A 19,978-nucleotide genomic window follows, 5' to 3' on the forward strand; every position below is an offset into this window, starting at 1 on the left:
ATGAGAGGTGATACCACTGTGGGACACAACGTGATCTTGATCATGACAGACCAGCACCGCCTGGATACCATGCACTACATGAACCCGGCTGCGCCGTGCCGGACTCCCGCGCTGGATGCGCTTGCGGCGGATAGTCTCTGCTTTTCCAATGCGTATACCAACGCCCCTGTCTGCACCCCCGCCCGTTCGGCGCTGTATACGGGGCTCTACCCGTCTGTTACAGGCATGTGCACGAATATCTACCAGCACGGCTGCAGCACCCACGAGCTGGCGGACGCGCCTTTTTTGCTGAGCCGGAGACTGAACGCCGCGGGCTTTCACTGCGGATATACCGGCAAATGGCACCTTGGCATTGGAAAGGACAAATCCGCGTCTCCCGAGGGCCGGGAGCTCCTGGAGCGCAGAAAAGGCGGGTACATGGGAGCGGAAGCCTATCTGGACCGCGGCACCCTGCCCACGGACGTTGGATTCATCGGGGATGATTTTCCCGGACACGGAAACGGCGGGCACGGGACGCAGCTGTTTCAGAGATATCTGCGGGAAAACGGCCTGACACAAACTCTGACTGGCGTATACCGGGGCTGCCGTCCGGGCGATCACTCCAAGGGAGGCGTCATCACGTCCGGCGAGGAGACGACGCCGGAGTACTTTATTTCCCTGCGCGCCCGGCAGATCGCGGATCAGCTTCGGGAACTGGGCGGCCCGTTTTTCCTGTCGCTGAATTTCTGGGGGCCCCACGAACCGTATTACGTGACGGCGGAAGACTACGCGCTTTACCGTGATATGGACATTCCGCCATGGCCCAGTTTCACGGACGGCAAAGAAGTGGAGAACAAGCTCCACCGCCTGGTGCAGCGGCCGGAACAGGACTGGAGCTTTTTTGAGAACAACCTCCGGCATTACTACGCCGCGCTCACTGGCATTGACCGCCAGATTGGACGCCTGCTCCAGTATCTGAAAGACTCCGGCGCTTATGACGACAGCTATATCATCTTCTGCGCCGACCACGGAGATTCTCAAGGCTGTCACAACGGTATGGAAAACAAATCCGGCCATATGTACAACGAAACCACCAGGATTCCCCTGATGATCAAACCGCCCCACGGAAACCGCTGCGCCGTTACGGACCAGCTTGCGTCCACAGTGGATATCTATGCCACCGTGCTGGATATTGCCGGATATAAAAAAGGGGATTGGCAGGCGGGACATTCGCTGCTGCCGCTGCTGAAGGATCCCGGATCTGCCGTGAGGAATTACGTGGTCTGCGAATGTGTCAGCGCCTTTCCACTGATTGCCATGCAGCGCATGTACCGGAGCGGAGCGATGAAATACATCTTTAACTGCGGCGGCGCGGATGAGCTGTATGATCTGGACGCGGATCCTTATGAGCTGCGGAATCTTGTGAACGATCCGAATTACAGATCTCAGCTTCAAGAGCTGAGGGAGGGTCTCGCGGCGGCGATGTACCACCACAACGACGACGCGGCGCCGTGGTACTGCAAGATGAATCAGCTTGGCCAGTGGCAGCTTGAAAAGCACCGGGCACTTTGAGGGATATATTGAAAAAAGGAGTGTACGAGATGAAAAAATATGATATAATCGCCCTGGGTGAAACCCTGATCGATTTTACTCCAGCCGGAAGTTCCCCGGCGGGTATGCTGCTGTTTGAGCGCAACCCCGGCGGAGCGCCCGTCAATATGCTGGTCTGTGCCGCCAATATGGGATGCCGGACCGGATTCATTGGGAAGATAGGCGCGGATATGCAGGGGCGGTTCCTGGAGGAGACCATCCGAAGCGCGGGCGTGGATACCGGCGGCCTTGTCATTACGGACGACTTTTTCACCACGCTGGCGTTTGTCACAATCGACGAGCAGGGCGAGCGGTCCTTTTCTTTCGCCCGGAAGCCGGGAGCCGATACACAGTTGGATGTGAACGAGCTGAATATGGATATGGTGCAAAACACCGGGATTTTCCATATCGGTTCCCTGTCCATGACTGACGAACCGGCGCGGAATGCTGCGCTCACAGCCGTCGAGGCTGCGAAAAAGGCCGGGGCTACGATCTCATATGACCCAAACTACCGTCCCCTGCTGTGGAAGGATGCGTCCGAGGCGCAAAAGCAAATCCGCTCTCTGCTCCCGTATGTTGATGTCATCAAGATTTCGGACGAGGAGTGCGCGATCACGACCGGCTGCGCAGACTATCGGAAAGCCGCCCAGATTTTGCGGAACCAGGGCATTTCCTGCGTCGTGGTCACTCTTGGCGATAAGGGCGCTTATATTTCTGCCGGGCAAGGCGAGTGTGAGGCAGACAGCTTCCCGGTCAGCGCCGTAGTCGATACGACTGGCGCGGGCGATGCGTTCTGGGGCGCGTTTCTGGCTTGTGTATCCAAGAGCGGGAAGCGCGGCGGCGAGCTGAGTCTGGAAGATCTCCATGCTTATGGCAGTTTTGCCTGTGCCGCTGCCAGCCTGTGTGTCCAAAAGCGCGGCGGCATCCCCGCCATGCCGGATCGGGAGAGCGTGGAAGCCCTTTGCGGATATACCATATAATATAGCTGCAGGAGGGCTTATGAAACTATCTGTAGCTACCGGTATATACCAGCGCCGGGGAGATTCCAGCGTTCACAGGGAGCTCGGGGAAGTGCTTACCGTTCTCCGCAGTATTGGGTATGATACGTTCGACCTTTCCTTAGCCTCGCTGGACCAGCCGAATTTTATTTTGCTGGGCGACCGTTGGGAGCGCAAGGTGGAAGAAGTGGGCGATACGGCCGCAAAATTGGGAATCACTTTCGCCCAGTCCCATCTGCCTTTCGTTCCCGGATGCAGTATGCGGACCTGCCCGGAGTTTCAACGGCCGGAATATGCCGAGTTCTTCTTTGAATGCACCCGGAGGGCCTATCTCGCAAGCCGGATGCTGAGTATACCGTGGACGGTGCTGCACCCCTTGACGTTCCCGGAATACAACTATGAAACCAGGGCGTCCCTCGACGGCAATCACACCTGTTACGATCAATATATCGACTTAGGCCTCCGCCTCGGCGTGGGGACTGCCATTGAGAACATGCCGCCCAGCATGGACCGGAAGCTGGGCACGGTTTACTGCCAGCATTATGAGCAGCTGATCGAGCTGGTGGACAGCTTTGCGGATCCGCAGGTGGGGATCTGCTGGGATACGGGACACGGAAACCTCATGGGACTTCGGCAGTCGCGGGCCCTGCGCGCCATGGGAAAACGGCTAAAGGTCCTGCATATCAATGATAATCACGCCGGATTCAGGGATGAGCATGTACTGCCTTATATGGGAGACATCGATTGGGACGACGTTGTCCAGGGACTGACGGACATTGGATATGACGGGGCCCTGAATTATGAGACCGGAAATGTATCCGCCAACGCTTATGGCACACTGCAGATAGAATATGTAAAAATGGCGTATCGGAGCGGTCAGTTTCTTATGGAGAAATGCAAAGAGAAAAGACGCGTCGGACCAGAGGAAATTCTCGATCCCCCATTGGCGGAGCAAGCGGTGCCGGGAGAAGCATAGGGCCCTTATTATTCTAAGGAGAGGCGGAGCATGGAGCTTCTGATTTTTTTCGTCTGTCTGGCCGCCTCGGCCGCCGGCGGCATCTGCGGCATCGGAGGAGGCGTGATCATCAAACCGGTGCTGGATGCCCTTGGAGTCCTGAGCGTCAGCGCTATCAGCTTTCTGTCGGGGCTGACGGTGCTATCCATGTCTGTGATCTCGGTTTTCCGGCAGAGGAAGGCCCGCCTGGTGGAGCTTGGGACTGGGAGCCTGCTGGCGGCGGGAGCGGTTGCCGGCGGCATCGCGGGCAACGCGGCGTTTCAGGCCGTCAAGGCCATGGCGGGCAGCGACCGTTTCACCGGCGTGGTGCAAGCTCTGGTGCTGGCCCTGGTGACCCTGCTGACGCTGGTGTACAGCGCCTTCCTTCGGGACCGCCTGCCTTCTTTCCGGGTGCAAAATCCGCTGGCCTGCGTGGGGATCGGCGGGATTATGGGATTGCTGTCCGCTTTTTTGGGGATTGGCGGGGGCCCCGTCAATCTGGCGGTGTTATACTTTGCCTTCTCCATGGATACCAAAAAAGCGGCGGCCAACTCCCTGTACATTATCATGTTCTCCCAGTTCTCCAGCTTCCTCACTTCCTGCGTCCAGGGGACCATTCCGGTCTTCCCTTGGCACTACCTGCTCCTGATGACGGCAGCCGGTGTGCTGGGCGGTATTCTGGGCTCCAGGGTCAACAAGCGGATCTCAGCGGAGGCCACGGACAAGCTCTTTGCAGGCCTCCTGTGCGGGATTGTTCTCATCTGTCTGTATAACGCCTGGCGGTTTGCCTAGGCGATAGGAGTGTGCCATGCCAGCTGTCAACGTACTGATCAAACCGGCTTCTTCAGCCTGCAATATGCGCTGTTCCTACTGCTTTTACCGGGACGTGTCGGATCACCGGGAGCACGCCTTTGAGGGGATGTTGTCTCTGGCCGACATGGAGAAAGTCATTATCGCCGCGATGGAATGCGCCGAAGGCGTCTGTTCCTTTGCCTTCCAGGGCGGCGAGCCCACTTTAGCGGGACTGGAATTTTTCCGCCGGACGGTAGCTCTGGAGGAGAAACACCGCCGGGTCGGCGTGGAGGTCCGCAATGCGATCCAGACCAATGGGTTCTGCGTCGACGAGGAATGGGCCCGTTTTTTCTCGGAGAACCATTTTCTGGTGGGCCTTTCCCTGGACGGCCCGGCGGAGCTCCACAACCGCAACCGCAGGGACGCGGAGGACAAGGGGACCTTCAACCGTGTCATGCGGGCGGCCCGCCTGTTTGATAAATTTCATGTGGAATACAACATTCTCTGTGTAGTGACGGGAAAAAACGCCCGCTCCATCCAGAGCATCTACCGTTTTTACCGGAAGCAGGGCTTCAAGTGGCTTCAATTCATTCCCTGCCTGGAGCCTATGGATCAGGAGCGGGGCGCGGAGGCGTACCACCTCTCCCGCGATGCGTATGGGGAATTTCTCATCCGCCTTTTCGACCTGTGGTTTCAGGATCTGAAAAGAGGGGATTACATCAGCATCCGGCACCTGGACAACTGGCTGGGCATATTGCTGGGCGAGGAGCCGGAGGCGTGCAGCATGCGGGGCCGCTGCTCCGTCCAGTTTGTGGTGGAGGGGGACGGGGGTGTCTATCCCTGCGATTTCTACGTGCTGGATGAATGGCGTCTGGGCACTGTAGGGCGGCAGTCCTTCGCCGAGATGGCGCGGGGCGGCACAGCCCGCTGTTTCATCGAGTCCTCCTGCCAAGTTCCGGAGGCATGTCGGCAGTGTCCCGCCTACCCTCTTTGCCGCAATGGCTGCCGGAGAGACCGTCTGCCCGGACCGCAGGGAGCGGCGGGACACAATTATTACTGTGCGGCGTACCGGCGTTTTTTTGCGGAGCGGGGGGCGGAGCTGTACCAGGCCGCCCAGATGATCCTGCGGATGCGATCCGGTCTTTGCTGAGGAAACGGGGGCTTGAATGGGAAATTCCTAAGCGTGAAATAGCTGCCCGCCTTTACAAAATAGTCCGGAAAGGCAGTACCCAGAAATCATAAGAAAAAAGGAAGCAGGGGCAGGGAGCGCGGGGCAAGGCGGAGGACGCAGGCGGGCCGACGCCCGTCAAGGACGGCAACGCGGCCCTGCGGTTTCTGGACCGCTGAACGTTTCTCATGATTTTTGGGTGCTGCTCTAAATCGGACTCAGGGATATCCAGCCTTTCCTCAAACACCGGGTGCTCGTCATAAGGGCGCTAAATTTCCCGGCGGTATACCGCGTAGTTCAATTCCGCCGGGTCAATGAGTGGGGAACGCTCCTCCTGTCCGTCCCCACCGACCATCAGCACACATATTTCCCCGTCAGCCCCGACCTCTGTCCAGAGGCCGGGGAATTTTTTGCCTGCTATAACCGATTCCTTCCCGAGATCACTTCATGATGTAAAGTCGTCCGAGGATGAGCAGATCCAACAGCAGACTATGTGAGAAATCTCAAACGGTATAAGCCAAGCAAAATCTGGCAAACCTACCAAACAAAGAGAGGAGGACAGCCCTTGTCCGAGAAGAGCGCAAAGCAGCGGCGGGACCTGGCCGGACAGCTCTGGCTGTCCTACTATAACCGGGTACTCTATGAAAAGGGACTCATCACCGAGCAAGAGCGCAACAAGATGACGCTGAAAATCGACGGCTGGAAAGCTCCTACGCTTTGAGCCGGCAGGGGGACTATGAATTTTCCGCAGTTGCAGGAGTACAATACATGTTCTCCCTCCTGGAACGAAAATTTCTGCCTTCCTTAAAGCAATGTGTCAAAACGGAAAAAGCGGCGGTTTGCGCAAACCGCCGCTTTTCAAAAATTAAGAGAGCTGTCTGACTGTGGTGTGTTGACGCCGGTATGTATCGTTATCCTTCTGCATCAGCTCCCTGTCCACCTGGGCCAGCTGACGCTCCAGATCCTTGATCTTGGCCTCGTCGGTCTCGGTATTGAGTCGCTGCTCCAGCTCTTCTTTCTTCTTTTTCAGTTTTTCGATCTCACGGTCCACCTTGTCGGTATTGGCTTCCCAGACCTCGTCTTTGTCCTTCTTCCTCTCAGGGCCCTTCGCGCCCTGGCCCGCCGGATCGGGTTCCTCGGCTTCGGGGGCGTCCTCCGGCTGGTTGGGGGCGTCCTCCGGCTGCTTGGGCGCGTCTGCCGCCCGCTCCGGGTCGTCAAAATAGATTTTGGGCTGACCGTCTTCGTCCTTGCCCATCCAGTAGCGGCCCGACGGCTCCTGGGGCTCCTCCGGGATGTATTCGTCCATCACGGGCTTCAGCGGACGGCCCTCCTCTTCGGGCTTCTGGACCTTGGGCGCTCCCAGCACCTTCTCAGCCGTTGTTAGAGGCTGGACTGCGCCGGTGTTTACACCAGAAATCGGCATCATAACGCATTCCTCCTTGAAATGTTACGCAGTAAATGAAACTGTGGGTTCGGTTTCCACCGGAGCGGCGGCAATTTCACCGGCCGGCGTATAGGTGACCGGCTCACTGTCAATGGACTCCGGCGCCTCGACGGGCGTATTGTTTTTCAGCGCCGCTTTCGCCGCCTCGCTGATCTGCACCGAATCAGTTTCCTGGGGGCGGCCCGATTCTGTGCCTTCCTCCGCCCGCTTGCGCTCCTCACGGCGCTTTTCGATGGCGGCTTCCTGCTCCAGCTCTGCCTTTTCCTTTTCTGCCTTCGCCTCGGCCTTCATGCCCTTGTCCAGCTTCTCCTGGTACTTGACCGCTTTTTCGGCACACTCGCCGGTGTAGCCCAGCGCCCGCTTCATCTTTTCCGTGTCGCCCTCGGCGCTGGCCTGCCGGTACACGCTCATAGGCGTACCCGACAGCTTGATATTGGAGCTGGCGCCCAGAAGCCCATCCATCATCTGTACGTTCATGTTTGCGTCCCCTTTCTATGACTGAATTGCGAAGAAACTTCTTTGCTTTTATCAGTCTATAGAGCAAAGGACGCCATTTCAAGGCTCTTGTAATGAAATGCTCCCTGGATGTCATGAAATGTTCTTTGAAATCACGATTCCATCTCCCGCATCTGCTCGACCAAGGACCGCTTTCTCTGCCGGCCGGCCGTCCAGGCGGACAGGAGAAATTCCAGACCGAACAGCACCAGAAGAAACAGGCTCGTTTCCAAAATTGGAAATTGATACGGCACGATCTCACCGGCAAAGGATTGCCGGCTGACTTCCCGGCACACCGCAACCGCGATTGAGAGTCCCACCAGCAGGACAGACAAAGCGGCAAAATGTTGCAGCGGACTGTTTTTTTGAAAAATTTCTGCCTGAGTGATCCCGTCCGCCCAGGCAGAAAATCTGTTCAAATCATACTCACCAGCCCGGCTAGCAGGAGCATGACAGCGGGCACAATATATTTCCGCGGGTGGTGCCAGAGGTCGCTCTCGATCTTCCACCCCCGGAGGGGGAAGTACCACTCCAGCAGGACGGAGCCAACCGCACTCAGCAGAGCGAAGGCCGCCGCCGTCAAAGCATGGAGCGGGCCGATCCCGCCGAGTTGGATCTGCCAGCTGCACAGGAAAACGATGTCCGCCGCCAGATTGCACCCGAAAATGAACAGGCAATAGGGGACACAGAATGCCCTTCCCTGCCCCGGCAGAAACCGCACCGCCCGCTCCAGTGCCCGGTCGCAGGACAGCAGGATGCAGATAGGGGTGTTCAGGGAGAGGATGGCAAAGCCGATGGGCAGGACGAACCGGGCCTCCATCTGCCCCAGCAGCACCGGCAGGACGCAGGCCACGCCCCACATGGCCGCTGTGTTGACCAGATAATTCTTGTGGGCCATCAGGTAGCGGAAGAGGTAGCGCCACACGGAGTAACGGCGGTGGGATTTGACTGTCCGCCTGCGGCTGGCAGGTTGGACATAAAAGGCGTAGGCATCCGTGCGCCCCAGGCGCAGGGGGTAGAGACAGGATACGATCACAATGGCGGCCAGGGCGCAGAGGATACTCCCCAAAATCTCCGCCCAGCTCCAGTGGCCGACTGCCCATACCACGGCAAGCAGTCCGGCAGTCTTGGTCAGCAGGGTGTAGGCCCCCAGGGCGGCTGCATAGGAAAACACCAGGGTTCGGCCCTCAAAGGGAAGCATGAACATATTTTCCAAGTTGGCCCGGTTGTCCCCGGCGGAGAGGGCCTGCCACATGACCCCGGCGGAGAAAGCAACCGTCATCAGGTACAGGATCAAGGGGGCGATCTCCACCCGGAACCCGGAGATGTGCAGCCCCCAGAAGACCACCAGCTCCAGAAAGAGCGTCCGAATCAGCCGCTCATATTTCACGCCAAACAGCTTTTTGGCGGTGACTTCAAAGCTCATTTTCATCATGCAGGGCCTCCCGAATGTTGGCGGCGTTGATTTCGCCACCCTCAAAGCTCCGCCGGATCTGGCCCTCCTCCAGTACCAGCACCCGGTCGGAGGTCAGGGTAATACTCTCCAGGATGTGGGAGGAGAACAGGACTGTCCCGTATTCTTTGTACCCGGCGATCAGTTGGTATAGGTACTCCGTGCTCTGGAAGTCCAGCCCGTTTACCGGCTCGTCCAACAGGAGGAGCGGCCGTTTCAGGGCGAAGGCGGTGATCAGAAACGCTTTTTTCTTATTGCCGGTGGACAGGTCTTTCAGCAGAGTGCCGGTGTAGTCCTCAAAGTGAAAGCCCCGCACCAGTTCTGCCACATCGGGCAATTTCGTTTTGTATGCCGCCGCCACATAGGACAGGTACTCCCGAAAGGTGAAATACTGGAAGGAGTTGTCCTCGGCAAAGACGGTGTACCGGCACAGCTTGAAGCCCTTGTCCCGAAAAGTAATCGGCTGGCCGTTCAGATAGATGCTGTCGCAGCGGAAGCCCTCATGGAGACCGGACAGGGTTTTTAAGAAGGTGGTCTTGCCCGCCCCGTTCAGGCCGATCAGCCCCACCACCTCATGGGGCCGCAGCTGGAGGGAGAAGCCGGACAGCACGTTTTTCCCCTCGCTGTACCAGGCGCGGAGGTTTTGCAGCTCCAGGATGTTTTCGCCCATGGTCAACTCCCCCTCTTATCGTTCTTCGCCTTTTTCCAGGAGGCCCAGGCGGAAAACCCGAAGGCCGCCCCCATCAGGACATAAAGCCCGGCCCACTCCAGATTGCCGGACACGCCGCTGACGGCCGCCGCCGCCAGCCAGATCAGAGCCAGGATACCACGAATATAGGCATGACGCATAACAGTTTCCTCCTTGAAGCAGTGCTTCCTTTGATGTACCTGCATCATAGCAGAAAACCGGGCGCTGTGCGGGAATGTCCGCAAACGGCAGGTTTTTGACCGCGAAAAGGGGCGCTTGCCCGCAGAGGGTAAGCGCCCGGCAGGCTAAAATTCCAGGGGAATATCGTATTCATCGTCGATCAGCACACAGTTCACCGCATATTTTTGAGCGAGTTCCAGCATCCGTGCATTGTCGGCAAGCACACCCTCCATTGTGCAGCCATCATCATCCAAACGATTTTCAATCACACTTGCGTATCCCTTTATATCGGGAAAATGATTTCTTATGTAGTTCTCGCTCATAATCAGGCAAACATATTTGATGTGGTCGAGATACTTCCCCTCAAAATCCTTTTTCCAGTCAAAGGGAATGTAGCATCCCTCGACAATAAGGTTTTGTCTGTTCTCGATGGCGGTTTTGATCATTTCGCGAACAATGGGCCATAAATATGCCGTGAGGTCAGCATCCGCGCTCAGTGGAGTAAGCTCCGTATGTCCGCTCCGAATCAGCCCCATTTTCAGATGGTCTATTGATAAGTAGGGATATTTATATTTTTCGAGCAGCTTCTGAGCAAGAACTGTTTTTCCACTGTGTGATGCTCCCATTATTAAAATAATCATATAGTTCCTCCGCTAAATCTTTCTAAAAACAACCGTCTGCTCCTTCATAGAGATTTTCCCAACCTGATACCCGTAGTCCGTCAATTCCTTTTTGTATTTCAGGAAAGAGTGGTCAATGGGTATCCCCGCGATCTCCTGGATCTGCCCGAAGGTCAATTTCCGGGCCGGGCTTCCATCCTTTTGCACATAGGTCCACAAAGCGTCGTATTTACTCATGAATATCCTCCATTCCCTGAAAGGACAGTGTAGCCACCGCCCGGAAAACCTCCCCGGAGACACCGGCCCGAACCATTCCGTCGTATTTTTCCGCGGCGGTCTGGGCGCTTTTCAGGCCCCAGCCGTGGAGACCGCCCTCGGTCTTGGTGGTTTTCAGTTCGCCCTTCTCCTGGACAGGGGCGCCGGCGAAGCTGTTCTCCACCTTGATGACCAGCATCTGGTGGATGCGGCGGATGGTGAGGGCCACCGTGCGCCTCTCTGGGTTTTCTACCTGCCGGGCCGCCTCGATGGCGTTGTCCAGCAGGTTGCCCAAAATCGCGCACAGATCCACGCTGCGGATATTGGTGCGGCGGGGAAACTCCACCTGGACCTGGAACCGGATACCATCAGCCTCCGCTGCGGCCGCCTTGCTGTTGATCAGGTAGTCCGCCGTCTCGTCCCCTGTCCAGACGGCGGCGGTCAGGTTCCGCACAGGGGCTTGCAGCTCGTCCAGGTAGCGGACAGCCTCCCCGTACTTCTCATGGGTGAGGAACTGCCGCAGGACACCGATGTGGTTGTGGAAGTCGTGGAACAGCCTGGCGTTGACCTGATAGGCCCGGTTGACGGCGGTATAGTCCCGCTCCAGCAGTTCGGCCTGCTCCGATTTCAGCCTTGCCAGCTCCTTTTCCACCTCGTACTGCCGGTTGATGTTGAACACCAGCACCGACATCATCAGCACCACCGCCAGGATGGTCCACATATAGAGGGTATCGTCGGGAATCGCCAGAACGGTTTGCTCCGACAGCGTGATGACCCCGAGGAATCCCGCCAGCGTCAGCGCGGAGACGGCCCGGAACGCGGATTTGCGGTTGATCTCCCGGCCTCTGGAGAGCCAGACCGCCAAAACGGTCAGGAGCCCGTGGAGCAGCCAGAGGGCGGACTGTCCGGCCAGCGTTCCGGTATTGAGGAAATCCTGGGAGCGGAGCAGCACACCCAGCCCTGCCGATAAGAGAAACGACCAGAAGGAGACGCCAATCTCGTAAAAGATACCGACAAACAGGCCCATTCTCAGCCCGGCCCCTTGCAGCCGGGGGGCGCAGGCGGCAATCAGAACCGCCTCCAGGGCCATCCGGTAGAAATCCGGCGCATGGAGCAGGGACAGCAGAACCGTGAGGGCCAGCGCCCCGGCCAGCCCTGCCGCGATGCTTTTTCGGTCTGGCCTCTTTACGGACAGCAGCCGGTGAACGAGAGTCAGTCCCACAAGCACACGCACCGCCCCGGTCAACATACTGGAGAGCAGCAGAAACACATCCGTCATATGTGCGCCCCCCAGTAGGCGTTGATCTGCGCCTTTACCTCTTGCAGATGGGAGCGGCTGATGGGGAGGGCGGCGCCGTTTTTCAGCACAACCGTACCCTCCCTGACCTGCATGACATGGATCATGTTGACGATGCAGCCCCGGTCGATGAAGATAAATTCCTCTGCGGCCAGCTCCTCATAGACCTGCTGTAAGCTCTTGCGCACCTTTGCCGCGCCGCCTGCGGTGGTGATGCTGGTGTTTTTCCCGTCCCGCGAGAGGAAAAGGATATCCTTGTATGGAATTTTCTCCAGACGGCTGTTAGTCTGGATGGTATAGAACTGCCCCTCCTCCAGCTCGATCAGCCGAATGGCGTCGCAGATTGCCCCGGGAAGCCGCCGGGCGATGTCATTCTTGGGAACGTACCGGAAGATGGACAGCTCAAAGGCGTCGATGGCGTACTCCACATGGGAGGTAATGAAGATGATCTTCACATTGGGCAAAACGGGCCTGATCTTCCCGGCAAGCTCCATCCCGGTGCTGCCGGGCATCTCGATGTCCAGCAGGATTAGGTCAAAGAAAAATCCATCCTCGGTGATGTCGTAAAGCAGGTTGTCGCTGTGGGTGTAGGCGGCGATCTCGCCGGCGCTTCCGCATTGCTTCAGGCAGTCCTCAGCAATTTTTCGGTTGGATTGGACGGTAGCGCCGTCATCGTCGCAGATGGCAATACGCAGCATGGGGTAATCCACCTCCTACAATATAGATTACGGTATAAGGCACGGCAGCCAGCCGTGTCTTTTGTCGTCTCAAAGCTGAAGCTGTAGAATAGGAGAATAAATGGCCTGACACAAATCACCTTGGGCTAACACGCCCGCATGGGAGTCCGTCAGCCGTCTCTCTCATTCGCAGCATTCGATTTGCGCAGGCAGAGCCATCTCGTCGGGGGCCCCGATATTGGTGCGCTCGTGTCAACCAGGAGATAGAACAAGCGGCGAGAAAAAGAGGCGGACGCCATATCCAATCACACAGGAGGAAAAACATGAACGCAGTAGGAATCGACGTATCAAAAGGAAAGAGCATGATGGCGGCTCTGCGGCCAATGGGTGAAGTTGCTCTTCGGACAAAAGAGTATCCGCATACCGAGGCTGGCCTGGAGCAGATGGCGCTTGCTATTCTTGCGCTGGGGGAGGATACCTGGGCGGTCATGGAGGCCACAGGCCGGTATCATGAGCCGGTGGCGGCGGCGCTGACAAACAACCTCATTCCTCTCACCGACAAGGTGTTTCCGGGGGGTGAACGAACTGTTCTCCAGCCCGGAGCGGGCAGACGGAAGTGCGAAATGGGTCGATTTTGTCATGACCTTCTGGCACTGCGAGTGTATCAACCTGGCCAGCGAAGCCGCGTTCACCGAGCGCTGCCGCAAGTGGTGCAAACGGAAGGGCTACCATTTCAGCCCACAGAAAACGGCGGAACTGTATATGGACAGCGCAGGTCATATCACCACCTTACCCAGGAACAGCAATACCAGGCTGCTCATCACCACCGCAGCGAAAGAACTGGCCTCGGCCAAGTCCGCACTGGCCGTTCTCCGCGCTGAGATGGACAGGCTTGCTAGGCAGCTCCCGGAGTATGATACCGTCCGGGCCATATACGGTGTGGGTGAGAAAACCGCTCCTCCGCTGATTGCGAAGATTGGCGATGTGCGCCGTTTTCCCCAGCGCAGCTCTATCTCCGCTTTCGCCGGCGTTGATCCGACCGTGGATGACTCCGGCAAGCGGCTCGTCAGAGGGGGCCTTGCGCAGATGGGTGCAGACGATCTGGTACAAGGTCTTGCGCAGATGGGGAGAGCCGCGCTTGGTGGTTGGATTACTCTTGGAGAGCCGGTCTACCAGTTCCTGAACAAGAAACGCTCCAAGGGCAAGCCCTACTTCGTCTACATGACCGCCGCCGAGAACCAGTTCCTGCGCATTTATTACGCCAGGGTCAAAGAATGCCTCAACGCCGCTGACAACCAGGAGACCGCTTAACCGTAATTGGAACTGTGAAGCTGCATATTTCGGTCTGCAAAAATCCGACTTTGCAGGCTTAGTTTGTTGGCCCCTTTTTCATCCCCCTAAAATTTTCTCGTTTTAGGGCTTGACTTTTGTTTGCAGGGCTCCCATATTATTATGACAAAATATTATACTACGGCTGTCCTGCACTGGCAAGCAGCCATCCGCCTGTTTATTATGAAATGCTCTCTGAATGTCACGAAATGTTTTGCAATGGTCACTCCGAAGCACCCGGAATAGAAAGAGACAAATATTTCATTTATTTCATTTTTCTATTGACACGAAGAAAGAGAGGTGAGATGATGGAAAATCAGCGTCAGCAGCCTGAACCATGTCCAACAGCTCCAGGCCGGAACCATCCGGTAAATCAAGGTCGGAGCTGATAAAAAGAGGCCGCTCCTTTTCAATGACCTCCTTGGCCCCGGCCACGGTAACTGTTGTTTGCACCCCATAGCCTCTGCGCTTCAATAGTTTTGCCGGTTCTTGTGCAATGGCGCTGCTGTCGTCAACCAGCAATATTTTTCTCATAGACCGCACCTCGCTTTCTTTGGTGAGGCCATTGTAAAACGCAAACATCGCTTGACAATGGTAAACACACCATTGAATAGGGCGCTGGGGGTAAGAAATCAGATTTTCCACTCAAACGACACACGGTCAGCCGTGGCGTGGACCTGGGAGAGAATGATGTCGGCCACCTGCCGCCGGTCGTCAAAGTCGATGTTGTCCCAATTTCCCAGGTGGGAGGACAGGTACTCGATTTTTTGCGGGGAGACGCTTTCGGCGTTCAGCGCGGCAATCTCCTTTATCAGCCCTTGACGGCGGGCGTCCAGCTCCTCAATCTTCCCGTTGGCGTAGGACATCAAAACCGCGCTGGCCCCGGTCAGGGTGTTCAGCAGCTTTTCAATCTCGTCCTCCACCTGGGCCAGCTCCACGTTTAAGGCGGTCAATTTGGGATTGACCGTCTCCGCCTGGGCGGTCAGGGTTTGGAACTCGGACAGCTTTTGCACCATAGCCTCATAGACGAACTGTTCAAACTCCGGCGTCCGAAGCGTCCCGCAGCCCTCGCAGCTCATGTTGTCCGCCCGCTTGGTACAGCGAAGATATTGCGTTCCCGCCCGGTTGCCCATGCTTTTCAGCGCCCGCCCACAGTGGCCGCACTTCACTTTCCCGGCCAGCCAGGTATTTTTCGGCTTGCGCCCGCCCTGGAACGTGATATTTGCCATCAGCTTTTTCCGGCACCGCAGCCAGGTATCGGCGGGAACAATGCCCTCGCTGGGGGCCAGCACAAGGATCTGATTTTTCAGGTCCTTGTTTTTCCGCTCCTGCACGTCCCGGCCCTGGTAGAGATAGCAGCCGTTGGTCCCGGCGAAGTCCGCCGCCTCGTTTACCACCACGGCCCCCTGCCCCTTGAAGAACTCGTACAGCTCCAGGTCCGCCTGGGCGTAAATGGGGTTGCGGAGCATTTGAGAAATGAAGCCCCGGCGCAGCTCCTTGTCATACACCAGGATGCCCTCCTGGGCGAAGTACCGGGCAATATCTCCGAATGACGTGGACGGCTCGGCGTACATTTCAAACATCAACCGGGCGATATTCGCCGTGTCGGGGTCCGGGATCATCATTTTCGTGCGTATGCCCTGGATGGTGGTGGGCTCCAGCTTGAAGCCGTAGGGGGCCGCGCCGCTCATGTGGAAGCCCCGCTGACACCGGGAATAGTAGGCGTCGGTCACTCGCTTCTGGATCGTCTCGCGCTCTAACTGTGCGAACACGATACAGATATTCAGCATGGCCCGGCCCATTGGGGTGGACGTGTCAAACTTTTCCGTAGAGGAAACAAACTCCACATTGTACTGCTGGAACAGCTCCATCATGGTTGCGAAGTCCAGAATAGAACGGCTGATACGGTCCAGTTTGTAAACCACCACCCGGCGGATCAGGCCCCGCTTGATGTCGGCCATGAGCTCCTGGAAGCGGGGGCGGTCCGTGTTCTTGCCGGAAAATCCTTTATCTTTGTAGTCCTTGAAATTCCCTCCCCGCAGCTCGTACTTGCAGAACTCAATCTGGCTTTCAATGCTGATACTGTCTTTACGGTCCACAGACTGTCTCGCGTAGATAGCGTCAATGCGATTTTCCATTGTCGGCTCCTTTCCGTATCGGAATGGAGCTGTCAACCTTTACAAGTATATTATACCAAAGACAGCCCCAAATCACAAGGATGTCACCCGGTCAGCGCATTTCCGCGCGGCCTGGAGCGTACTTGCGGAACACGGAATAAAGCCCCGTCTCGATCTCCCGCCTGCGCTTGTCCCGCACCTTGGGGGCGAGAATAGGGGTCAGGTTTTCAACGGTAATCGTCCGGCCCTGGAAAGAGGCCGTTTTCACTTCCTTGTGGTAGCTGGTCCTCGTGTGTGCCATAATCTGCCCTCCTATGTAAAACGGGGGTTCCTATGCGTACAAGTTTCCCGCTGGGTAGTGGGGAAACGCAGAAAGGCAGCACCTGGAAGTGCTGCCTTTCAACCTTGCTCCACGTCTGGACACGGTGTCCAGAGGCCAGCAGGGTATTCCATTTCGATCCACGAACGGGACCGCCGCGCCGGGGGAAGTTTGGGCTGCCGTAAGACAGACAGGCCCCAGGCGGGCGGCCCCCATAGTTTTTGTTGTACGCTGTATTTGCCACGCACCCCCAGCGCGGGGAGTATTCCAGGCCGCCGGTGGCTCCGGCTGTCATAGCTCCACAGCACCGCTGCCTCGCCGTCACAAGCTCCATATCGCTCATTTCCGCCTTGCGGCGAAAATTCGTTCATTTCGCTGTTCCGGCTCTTCCCAACGGATCATTGATCCGTTGGGAACCCTTTTATGGCTGGCGCGTACCGCAGGGCTCCCCCGCAAGTCCGTGGGAGGGCGTGAGCAAGTTTCATAATCCCCCGCGCTGTCGTCGCGCCCGGCCTGCCACAGCCGGGTCAAAGGTTCGCGTTGATCGCTCGGTCCGCTCCCTGTTCACCTCCTCGGAGCTCCCATCCTGGCGGCGCGCCTTTTGCCGCTATTCACGCGGGTTTTGTGCCTGGAATACTGTATATTCAGTTGTCGGCGGGAGGGACTTGTCCCTCCTCACCTATCAGGCGGGTTATAAGCACAATTCGCAGGCGGTCAGCGCAAATTCCCAAAAGAATTTTGAGTGTTTTTATAATCTGGAAAGGCCGTGACGCCAATGGAACAAAATATCAAAAAATTTCATCTAAATAATTTCTAAAAACTCAAATTTTCTTTGGAAAAGGACTTTATTTTTTCCTAAATCTGCCGATATAAATAAAAAATAGGCTTGCAATCAGCACAAAAAGGAGGCGGCGATATGACAATCAATGCTCTTGCAAGAATGATGGTAAACAGAGACCGGTATCAACAGCAAAGCGCGACACCAAACCTTCCCAATGGTTCACTCCCCCCAAAAGGCCATGTAAATCCCTATTGTCCCGAAGGTATGGATATTACTGGGATGAAAGAATCTGATTTTAAGATCATTCCAGTATCGAAAGAAGTAGAGACACGAATCAGAGATATGACTTTTAATAATATGAAGAAATATTACGGCATGACTGCATCAAGCGGAAATGATATGGGGGATACAATTAAAGCGTATGTCTTGACACTCCCTCCCAAGGATAGGGCTAATGCAGGATATACACTTAATCAAATCCATCGTGAGGAGGCCGTCAGATTACAGGATTTTGTAAAATCCCGTGTTCCCGGCTGGCAGGTGGGGCAGCCCTTTGACACCAGCATCTTAGATGAATACCGCCAGGGCGTAGATATGAAAGCATAGGAAAAACTGGTCTGGAGCAAATCTCCAGGCCAGTTTTTCATGTTTACGGCTATACGCTCATGCGGGCCGAATTATGGGAATTTCACAGAGGGTCAGCGCAAATTCCCCAAAAGAATTTTGAGCTTTTCCATGCCCCGGCTGATACTGTCCCGGACGGCGTTCTCCGTCACATTTTCCGCCCTGGCAATTCCCGTCTTGCTCCTGCCCAGGATATAGTGGGCATAGATGCGCCGGGCCTGGACGGGCGGGAGGCGGTCAAGGGCGGCATAGAGGGCGGCGCGGTCCTCGGCCAGCTCCATGATCTCCTCCGGGGTCAGCGGGGGATAGGTCACGTCGGCCTCAAAGCCGGGGGTCCCGTCCAGGGAGCACTCGTCATGGTCCCGCTTGCGCCGCTTGTAGCTGTCGCACATACGGCCCCCAATGGAGAGGGTCACGGCAATCTCCTCCGACACTTCCAGGGTGACGCACTCGGTCAGATGGGGGTAGTAGTTGTTCAATTTGATGGTCGTCATATGTAACCTCCATTTCGATACGGGGCGGAAAGGGACAGATCGAAATGGAGGGCGGGGAACGACAGCGGGCCTCTGGACACGGTGTCCAGAGGCTCCGGGGTATAAAAATGTCCGCATGGCGCAAGGCCATACGGACGTGTCGGGGCGACAGGATTTTACAATTTTCGCATTTGCGGTCAGGGCTTCCCTTTAGAGGGGGAGGGCTTTTTTTGACAGATCAAGGGGACAAATAATATAAAATGGCACGGCATAACCTCCTTTTGCCGCCGTGTCAGTAAAAAACGACGGTCTTGAAATCGTTGTTTCAAAACCGCCGTTTGGTATTTATTCAGAGCGCGTTAATAGACAGCCGCCCATCCAACGGTTTTTTTATATGCCGTTTCCGTTGGCGGCTAAATGGCTTATGAAATCTGGATATTACGCTTTGGTAATCGCGTTTTGGAAAGAGCGATAAACGCTTTCCCGGTCAATATAATTTGTTCTAATCGTGCCGGACATCCAGGGCTTTTCCGCCACCCATCCCCGGTTCTGGTCTATGAGCGCGTCCAGCGAGTCCATCAGCCGGTCCATAAACGGGTCAAAGGAGGAATTAAGCATATTGGACAGCTTTTCGCTGATACCGGCGCTCCCGGCGCTGGTTTTCAATGCGCCGTACTGCTCCGCAAGGTGCTGGCCCAGGGCCGCGTCACTTTCATTGACATTCCAGGTTGGATTTTGCAGTTGTTGGGAAAGGGTTTTCGCATAGATACCGGCAAACGCCAAATCCTTTCCATCATAGGGGGCCTGCTCATTGACCGGCTGCTTTTGCAATTCTGCGGACGAGGCGCTTTGCCGGAGCTGGGCCGCCATATATGCATCGTCCTGTTTGAGCCACTGTTTGTCGGGATCGGTAATGCTCACATAGTCTCTGTTGTTTTCAATGTAATCCGTGTAAGCATTGGCCTTTTGATCTACCAGCGCCGAAACGCTGTTCCGCATATCTTCCGCCGCGCCCGACTGCCCCAGGTCCTCGAAAAAGCCGCCGATACTTTCCGCATAGGTGTTCGCCATTTCCTCTTTTGCCTCTGTATAAATCTGCTCCAGCTTTTGCAACTCCGCCTCCTGTTGCTCTCCTGTAAATTGATTTTGTATGCGGTCCTTCAAAACCGCGTACCGTGAGGCGAGGTAATCGGCTTTTTGCTCAAACCGCTCAATGTTATCGAAGCCGACGCCGATTTGCACAAAATCTTCCTTTACACCTTGCCAGTCAATGTCTGCGTCAAGCCCTTTTTCGGCAAGCTCGCCACGGAATTTTTCCAAATCCGCTTTTGAGATGTCGCTTTTCAAAATCAGCTTTACAGGTTCAGAGGAAGTGCGCACGAACGTATCACCATCAAAATAGCCGTCAATGCGGGACTGCTTCATATACTGGTTGAGGAGCGCGTCCTCCTCGGTGTAAGACGGCTGCTCCGACGGCGGCAGAAGCTCCGCCTGCAAACGGCTGTCAGGAGCGGCCCATGTGTAAGAGGTATTCCCCAGCGCCCGCATCTGATCGGAATTGGGTTTATAAGTGCCGGAGCAAGCCCACCCGGATATATGTCAAGCGTTTCACCACGCAGGAGATACCTCCCCAGCCTGAGAAGAAGCCGGAGCCTCCCGCGCCACCTCCTGGCGTCGAGTTTGCCGACGTGCAGAAGTCGGATTT

General features: G+C 56.4%; 23 protein-coding genes and 2 pseudogenes. 10 read left to right on the top strand and 15 right to left on the bottom strand.

Annotation, left to right across the window (positions count from 1 at the left end):
- Window positions 1-18 precede the first annotated feature (18 nt).
- The 6 genes from Q1M04_RS03515 (at window position 19) to Q1M04_RS03540 (ending at window position 6,242) form a co-directional block, all read left to right on the top strand.
- On the top strand, window positions 19-1,551 hold the full coding sequence (locus Q1M04_RS03515; RefSeq protein ID WP_297997218.1) for a sulfatase-like hydrolase/transferase: 1,533 nt from the start codon (window positions 19-21) through the stop codon (window positions 1,549-1,551).
- A gap of 29 nt (window positions 1,552-1,580) precedes the next feature.
- Window positions 1,581-2,549: a carbohydrate kinase family protein gene (locus Q1M04_RS03520; RefSeq protein WP_297997220.1), complete on the top strand. Its 969-nt coding sequence runs from the start codon at window positions 1,581-1,583 to the stop codon at window positions 2,547-2,549.
- A gap of 19 nt (window positions 2,550-2,568) precedes the next feature.
- Entirely contained in the window at window positions 2,569-3,543 is a 975-nt protein-coding gene (locus Q1M04_RS03525) for a sugar phosphate isomerase/epimerase (protein ID WP_297997222.1), read from the top strand.
- A gap of 30 nt (window positions 3,544-3,573) precedes the next feature.
- Complete coding sequence (locus tag Q1M04_RS03530; protein WP_297997224.1) at window positions 3,574-4,353, top strand: sulfite exporter TauE/SafE family protein; 780 nt, start codon at window positions 3,574-3,576, stop codon at window positions 4,351-4,353.
- Window positions 4,354-4,369: 16 nt separating this feature from the next.
- Window positions 4,370-5,503, top strand: a complete 1,134-nt coding sequence (locus tag Q1M04_RS03535) for an anaerobic sulfatase maturase (RefSeq protein ID WP_297997226.1) — start codon at window positions 4,370-4,372, stop codon at window positions 5,501-5,503.
- 583 nt (window positions 5,504-6,086) lie between these two features.
- Window positions 6,087-6,242 carry a hypothetical protein gene (locus Q1M04_RS03540; RefSeq protein ID WP_297997228.1) on the top strand — a complete coding sequence of 52 codons (156 nt, stop codon included), beginning with the start codon at window positions 6,087-6,089 and terminating at the stop codon, window positions 6,240-6,242.
- Window positions 6,243-6,386: 144 nt separating this feature from the next.
- On the opposite strand, the gene Q1M04_RS03545 is transcribed toward Q1M04_RS03540, so the two are convergent.
- From Q1M04_RS03545 to Q1M04_RS03590, 10 genes are all read right to left on the bottom strand, one after another.
- Window positions 6,387-6,947 carry a hypothetical protein gene (locus tag Q1M04_RS03545; RefSeq protein WP_297997230.1) on the bottom strand — a complete coding sequence of 187 codons (561 nt, stop codon included), beginning with the start codon at window positions 6,945-6,947 and terminating at the stop codon, window positions 6,387-6,389.
- A 21-nt stretch (window positions 6,948-6,968) separates the two neighbouring features.
- Window positions 6,969-7,442: a hypothetical protein gene (locus Q1M04_RS03550; protein ID WP_300446506.1), complete on the bottom strand. Its 474-nt coding sequence runs from the start codon at window positions 7,440-7,442 to the stop codon at window positions 6,969-6,971.
- Window positions 7,443-7,573: 131 nt separating this feature from the next.
- The gene (locus Q1M04_RS03555) at window positions 7,574-7,879 is read right to left on the bottom strand and encodes a hypothetical protein (protein ID WP_300446509.1); all 306 of its coding nucleotides are present in this window, start codon (window positions 7,877-7,879) and stop codon (window positions 7,574-7,576) included.
- A complete protein-coding gene (locus Q1M04_RS03560; protein WP_300446512.1) occupies window positions 7,876-8,895 on the bottom strand; it encodes a hypothetical protein in 1,020 nt (339 codons plus the stop codon). Before Q1M04_RS03560 ends, Q1M04_RS03555 begins: the two co-directional genes overlap by 4 nt.
- Window positions 8,876-9,583: an ABC transporter ATP-binding protein gene (locus Q1M04_RS03565; protein WP_300446514.1), complete on the bottom strand. Its 708-nt coding sequence runs from the start codon at window positions 9,581-9,583 to the stop codon at window positions 8,876-8,878. Before Q1M04_RS03565 ends, Q1M04_RS03560 begins: the two co-directional genes overlap by 20 nt.
- 2 nt (window positions 9,584-9,585) lie before the next feature.
- Complete coding sequence (locus Q1M04_RS03570) at window positions 9,586-9,762, bottom strand: hypothetical protein (protein ID WP_300446517.1); 177 nt, start codon at window positions 9,760-9,762, stop codon at window positions 9,586-9,588.
- A 144-nt stretch (window positions 9,763-9,906) separates the two neighbouring features.
- Window positions 9,907-10,422 (bottom strand): zeta toxin family protein, encoded by a 516-nt coding sequence (locus Q1M04_RS03575; RefSeq protein WP_300446520.1) that lies wholly within the window; start codon window positions 10,420-10,422, stop codon window positions 9,907-9,909.
- A gap of 12 nt (window positions 10,423-10,434) precedes the next feature.
- Complete coding sequence (locus Q1M04_RS03580; protein ID WP_300446523.1) at window positions 10,435-10,638, bottom strand: hypothetical protein; 204 nt, start codon at window positions 10,636-10,638, stop codon at window positions 10,435-10,437.
- Window positions 10,631-11,935, bottom strand: coding sequence for an ATP-binding protein (locus tag Q1M04_RS03585; protein ID WP_300446526.1), 1,305 nt, complete (start codon window positions 11,933-11,935; stop codon window positions 10,631-10,633). The genes Q1M04_RS03580 and Q1M04_RS03585 overlap by 8 nt, the downstream gene beginning before the upstream one ends.
- Window positions 11,932-12,651 (bottom strand): LytTR family DNA-binding domain-containing protein, encoded by a 720-nt coding sequence (locus Q1M04_RS03590; RefSeq protein ID WP_300446529.1) that lies wholly within the window; start codon window positions 12,649-12,651, stop codon window positions 11,932-11,934. The genes Q1M04_RS03585 and Q1M04_RS03590 overlap by 4 nt, the downstream gene beginning before the upstream one ends.
- Window positions 12,652-13,013: 362 nt before the next feature.
- Between Q1M04_RS03590 and Q1M04_RS03595 the strand changes: the two are divergent.
- Window positions 13,014-13,118 (top strand): annotated as a pseudogene (locus tag Q1M04_RS03595) (hypothetical protein); the annotation flags it as partial.
- Between the two features lie 88 nt (window positions 13,119-13,206).
- Window positions 13,207-13,941: a transposase gene (locus Q1M04_RS03600; protein WP_300446532.1), complete on the top strand. Its 735-nt coding sequence runs from the start codon at window positions 13,207-13,209 to the stop codon at window positions 13,939-13,941.
- Window positions 13,942-14,229: 288 nt separating this feature from the next.
- Here the strand turns inward: Q1M04_RS03600 and Q1M04_RS03605 are convergent, their stop codons facing one another.
- From Q1M04_RS03605 to Q1M04_RS03615, 3 genes are all read right to left on the bottom strand, one after another.
- Window positions 14,230-14,493, bottom strand: a complete 264-nt coding sequence (locus Q1M04_RS03605; protein WP_300446535.1) for a response regulator — start codon at window positions 14,491-14,493, stop codon at window positions 14,230-14,232.
- A 98-nt stretch (window positions 14,494-14,591) separates the two neighbouring features.
- Window positions 14,592-16,097 carry a recombinase family protein gene (locus Q1M04_RS03610; protein WP_300446538.1) on the bottom strand — a complete coding sequence of 502 codons (1,506 nt, stop codon included), beginning with the start codon at window positions 16,095-16,097 and terminating at the stop codon, window positions 14,592-14,594.
- Between the two features lie 91 nt (window positions 16,098-16,188).
- The gene (locus Q1M04_RS03615; RefSeq protein ID WP_300446541.1) at window positions 16,189-16,377 is read right to left on the bottom strand and encodes a hypothetical protein; all 189 of its coding nucleotides are present in this window, start codon (window positions 16,375-16,377) and stop codon (window positions 16,189-16,191) included.
- Window positions 16,378-17,311: 934 nt separating this feature from the next.
- Here Q1M04_RS03615 and Q1M04_RS03620 point away from each other — a divergent pair.
- Entirely contained in the window at window positions 17,312-17,782 is a 471-nt protein-coding gene (locus Q1M04_RS03620; protein ID WP_300446544.1) for a DUF3879 family protein, read from the top strand.
- Window positions 17,783-17,874: 92 nt separating this feature from the next.
- Here the strand turns inward: Q1M04_RS03620 and Q1M04_RS03625 are convergent, their stop codons facing one another.
- Together Q1M04_RS03625 and Q1M04_RS03630 are read right to left on the bottom strand one after the other, a co-directional pair.
- Window positions 17,875-18,294 (bottom strand): sigma-70 family RNA polymerase sigma factor, encoded by a 420-nt coding sequence (locus Q1M04_RS03625; protein ID WP_300446546.1) that lies wholly within the window; start codon window positions 18,292-18,294, stop codon window positions 17,875-17,877.
- A gap of 417 nt (window positions 18,295-18,711) precedes the next feature.
- Window positions 18,712-19,770 carry a hypothetical protein gene (locus Q1M04_RS03630; RefSeq protein WP_300446549.1) on the bottom strand — a complete coding sequence of 353 codons (1,059 nt, stop codon included), beginning with the start codon at window positions 19,768-19,770 and terminating at the stop codon, window positions 18,712-18,714.
- A 20-nt stretch (window positions 19,771-19,790) separates the two neighbouring features.
- Between Q1M04_RS03630 and Q1M04_RS03635 the strand changes: the two are divergent.
- Window positions 19,791-19,978: pseudogene (locus tag Q1M04_RS03635) on the top strand (hypothetical protein); the annotation flags it as partial.

The sequence above is a fragment of the uncultured Oscillibacter sp. genome, from assembly GCF_950073225.1.
Classification (GTDB): Bacteria; Bacillota; Clostridia; order Oscillospirales; family Oscillospiraceae; genus Oscillibacter.

Excerpts from the sequence above, each read along its gene's own strand:
- Q1M04_RS03520 (WP_297997220.1), top strand. The coding sequence starts at position 1,581 with ATGAAAAAATATGATATAATCGCCCTGGGTGAAACCCTGATCGATTTT.
- Q1M04_RS03525 (WP_297997222.1), top strand. The coding sequence starts at position 2,569 with ATGAAACTATCTGTAGCTACCGGTATATACCAGCGCCGGGGAGATTCC.
- Q1M04_RS03530 (WP_297997224.1), top strand. The coding sequence starts at position 3,574 with ATGGAGCTTCTGATTTTTTTCGTCTGTCTGGCCGCCTCGGCCGCCGGC.
- Q1M04_RS03535 (WP_297997226.1), top strand. The coding sequence starts at position 4,370 with ATGCCAGCTGTCAACGTACTGATCAAACCGGCTTCTTCAGCCTGCAAT.
- Q1M04_RS03545 (WP_297997230.1), bottom strand. The coding sequence starts at position 6,947 with ATGATGCCGATTTCTGGTGTAAACACCGGCGCAGTCCAGCCTCTAACA.
- Q1M04_RS03550 (WP_300446506.1), bottom strand. The coding sequence starts at position 7,442 with ATGAACGTACAGATGATGGATGGGCTTCTGGGCGCCAGCTCCAATATC.
- Q1M04_RS03560 (WP_300446512.1), bottom strand. The coding sequence starts at position 8,895 with ATGATGAAAATGAGCTTTGAAGTCACCGCCAAAAAGCTGTTTGGCGTG.
- Q1M04_RS03565 (WP_300446514.1), bottom strand. The coding sequence starts at position 9,583 with ATGGGCGAAAACATCCTGGAGCTGCAAAACCTCCGCGCCTGGTACAGC.
- Q1M04_RS03570 (WP_300446517.1), bottom strand. The coding sequence starts at position 9,762 with ATGCGTCATGCCTATATTCGTGGTATCCTGGCTCTGATCTGGCTGGCG.
- Q1M04_RS03575 (WP_300446520.1), bottom strand. The coding sequence starts at position 10,422 with ATGATTATTTTAATAATGGGAGCATCACACAGTGGAAAAACAGTTCTT.
- Q1M04_RS03580 (WP_300446523.1), bottom strand. The coding sequence starts at position 10,638 with ATGAGTAAATACGACGCTTTGTGGACCTATGTGCAAAAGGATGGAAGC.
- Q1M04_RS03585 (WP_300446526.1), bottom strand. The coding sequence starts at position 11,935 with ATGACGGATGTGTTTCTGCTGCTCTCCAGTATGTTGACCGGGGCGGTG.
- Q1M04_RS03590 (WP_300446529.1), bottom strand. The coding sequence starts at position 12,651 with ATGCTGCGTATTGCCATCTGCGACGATGACGGCGCTACCGTCCAATCC.
- Q1M04_RS03605 (WP_300446535.1), bottom strand. The coding sequence starts at position 14,493 with ATGAGAAAAATATTGCTGGTTGACGACAGCAGCGCCATTGCACAAGAA.
- Q1M04_RS03610 (WP_300446538.1), bottom strand. The coding sequence starts at position 16,097 with ATGGAAAATCGCATTGACGCTATCTACGCGAGACAGTCTGTGGACCGT.
- Q1M04_RS03615 (WP_300446541.1), bottom strand. The coding sequence starts at position 16,377 with ATGGCACACACGAGGACCAGCTACCACAAGGAAGTGAAAACGGCCTCT.
- Q1M04_RS03620 (WP_300446544.1), top strand. The coding sequence starts at position 17,312 with ATGACAATCAATGCTCTTGCAAGAATGATGGTAAACAGAGACCGGTAT.
- Q1M04_RS03625 (WP_300446546.1), bottom strand. The coding sequence starts at position 18,294 with ATGACGACCATCAAATTGAACAACTACTACCCCCATCTGACCGAGTGC.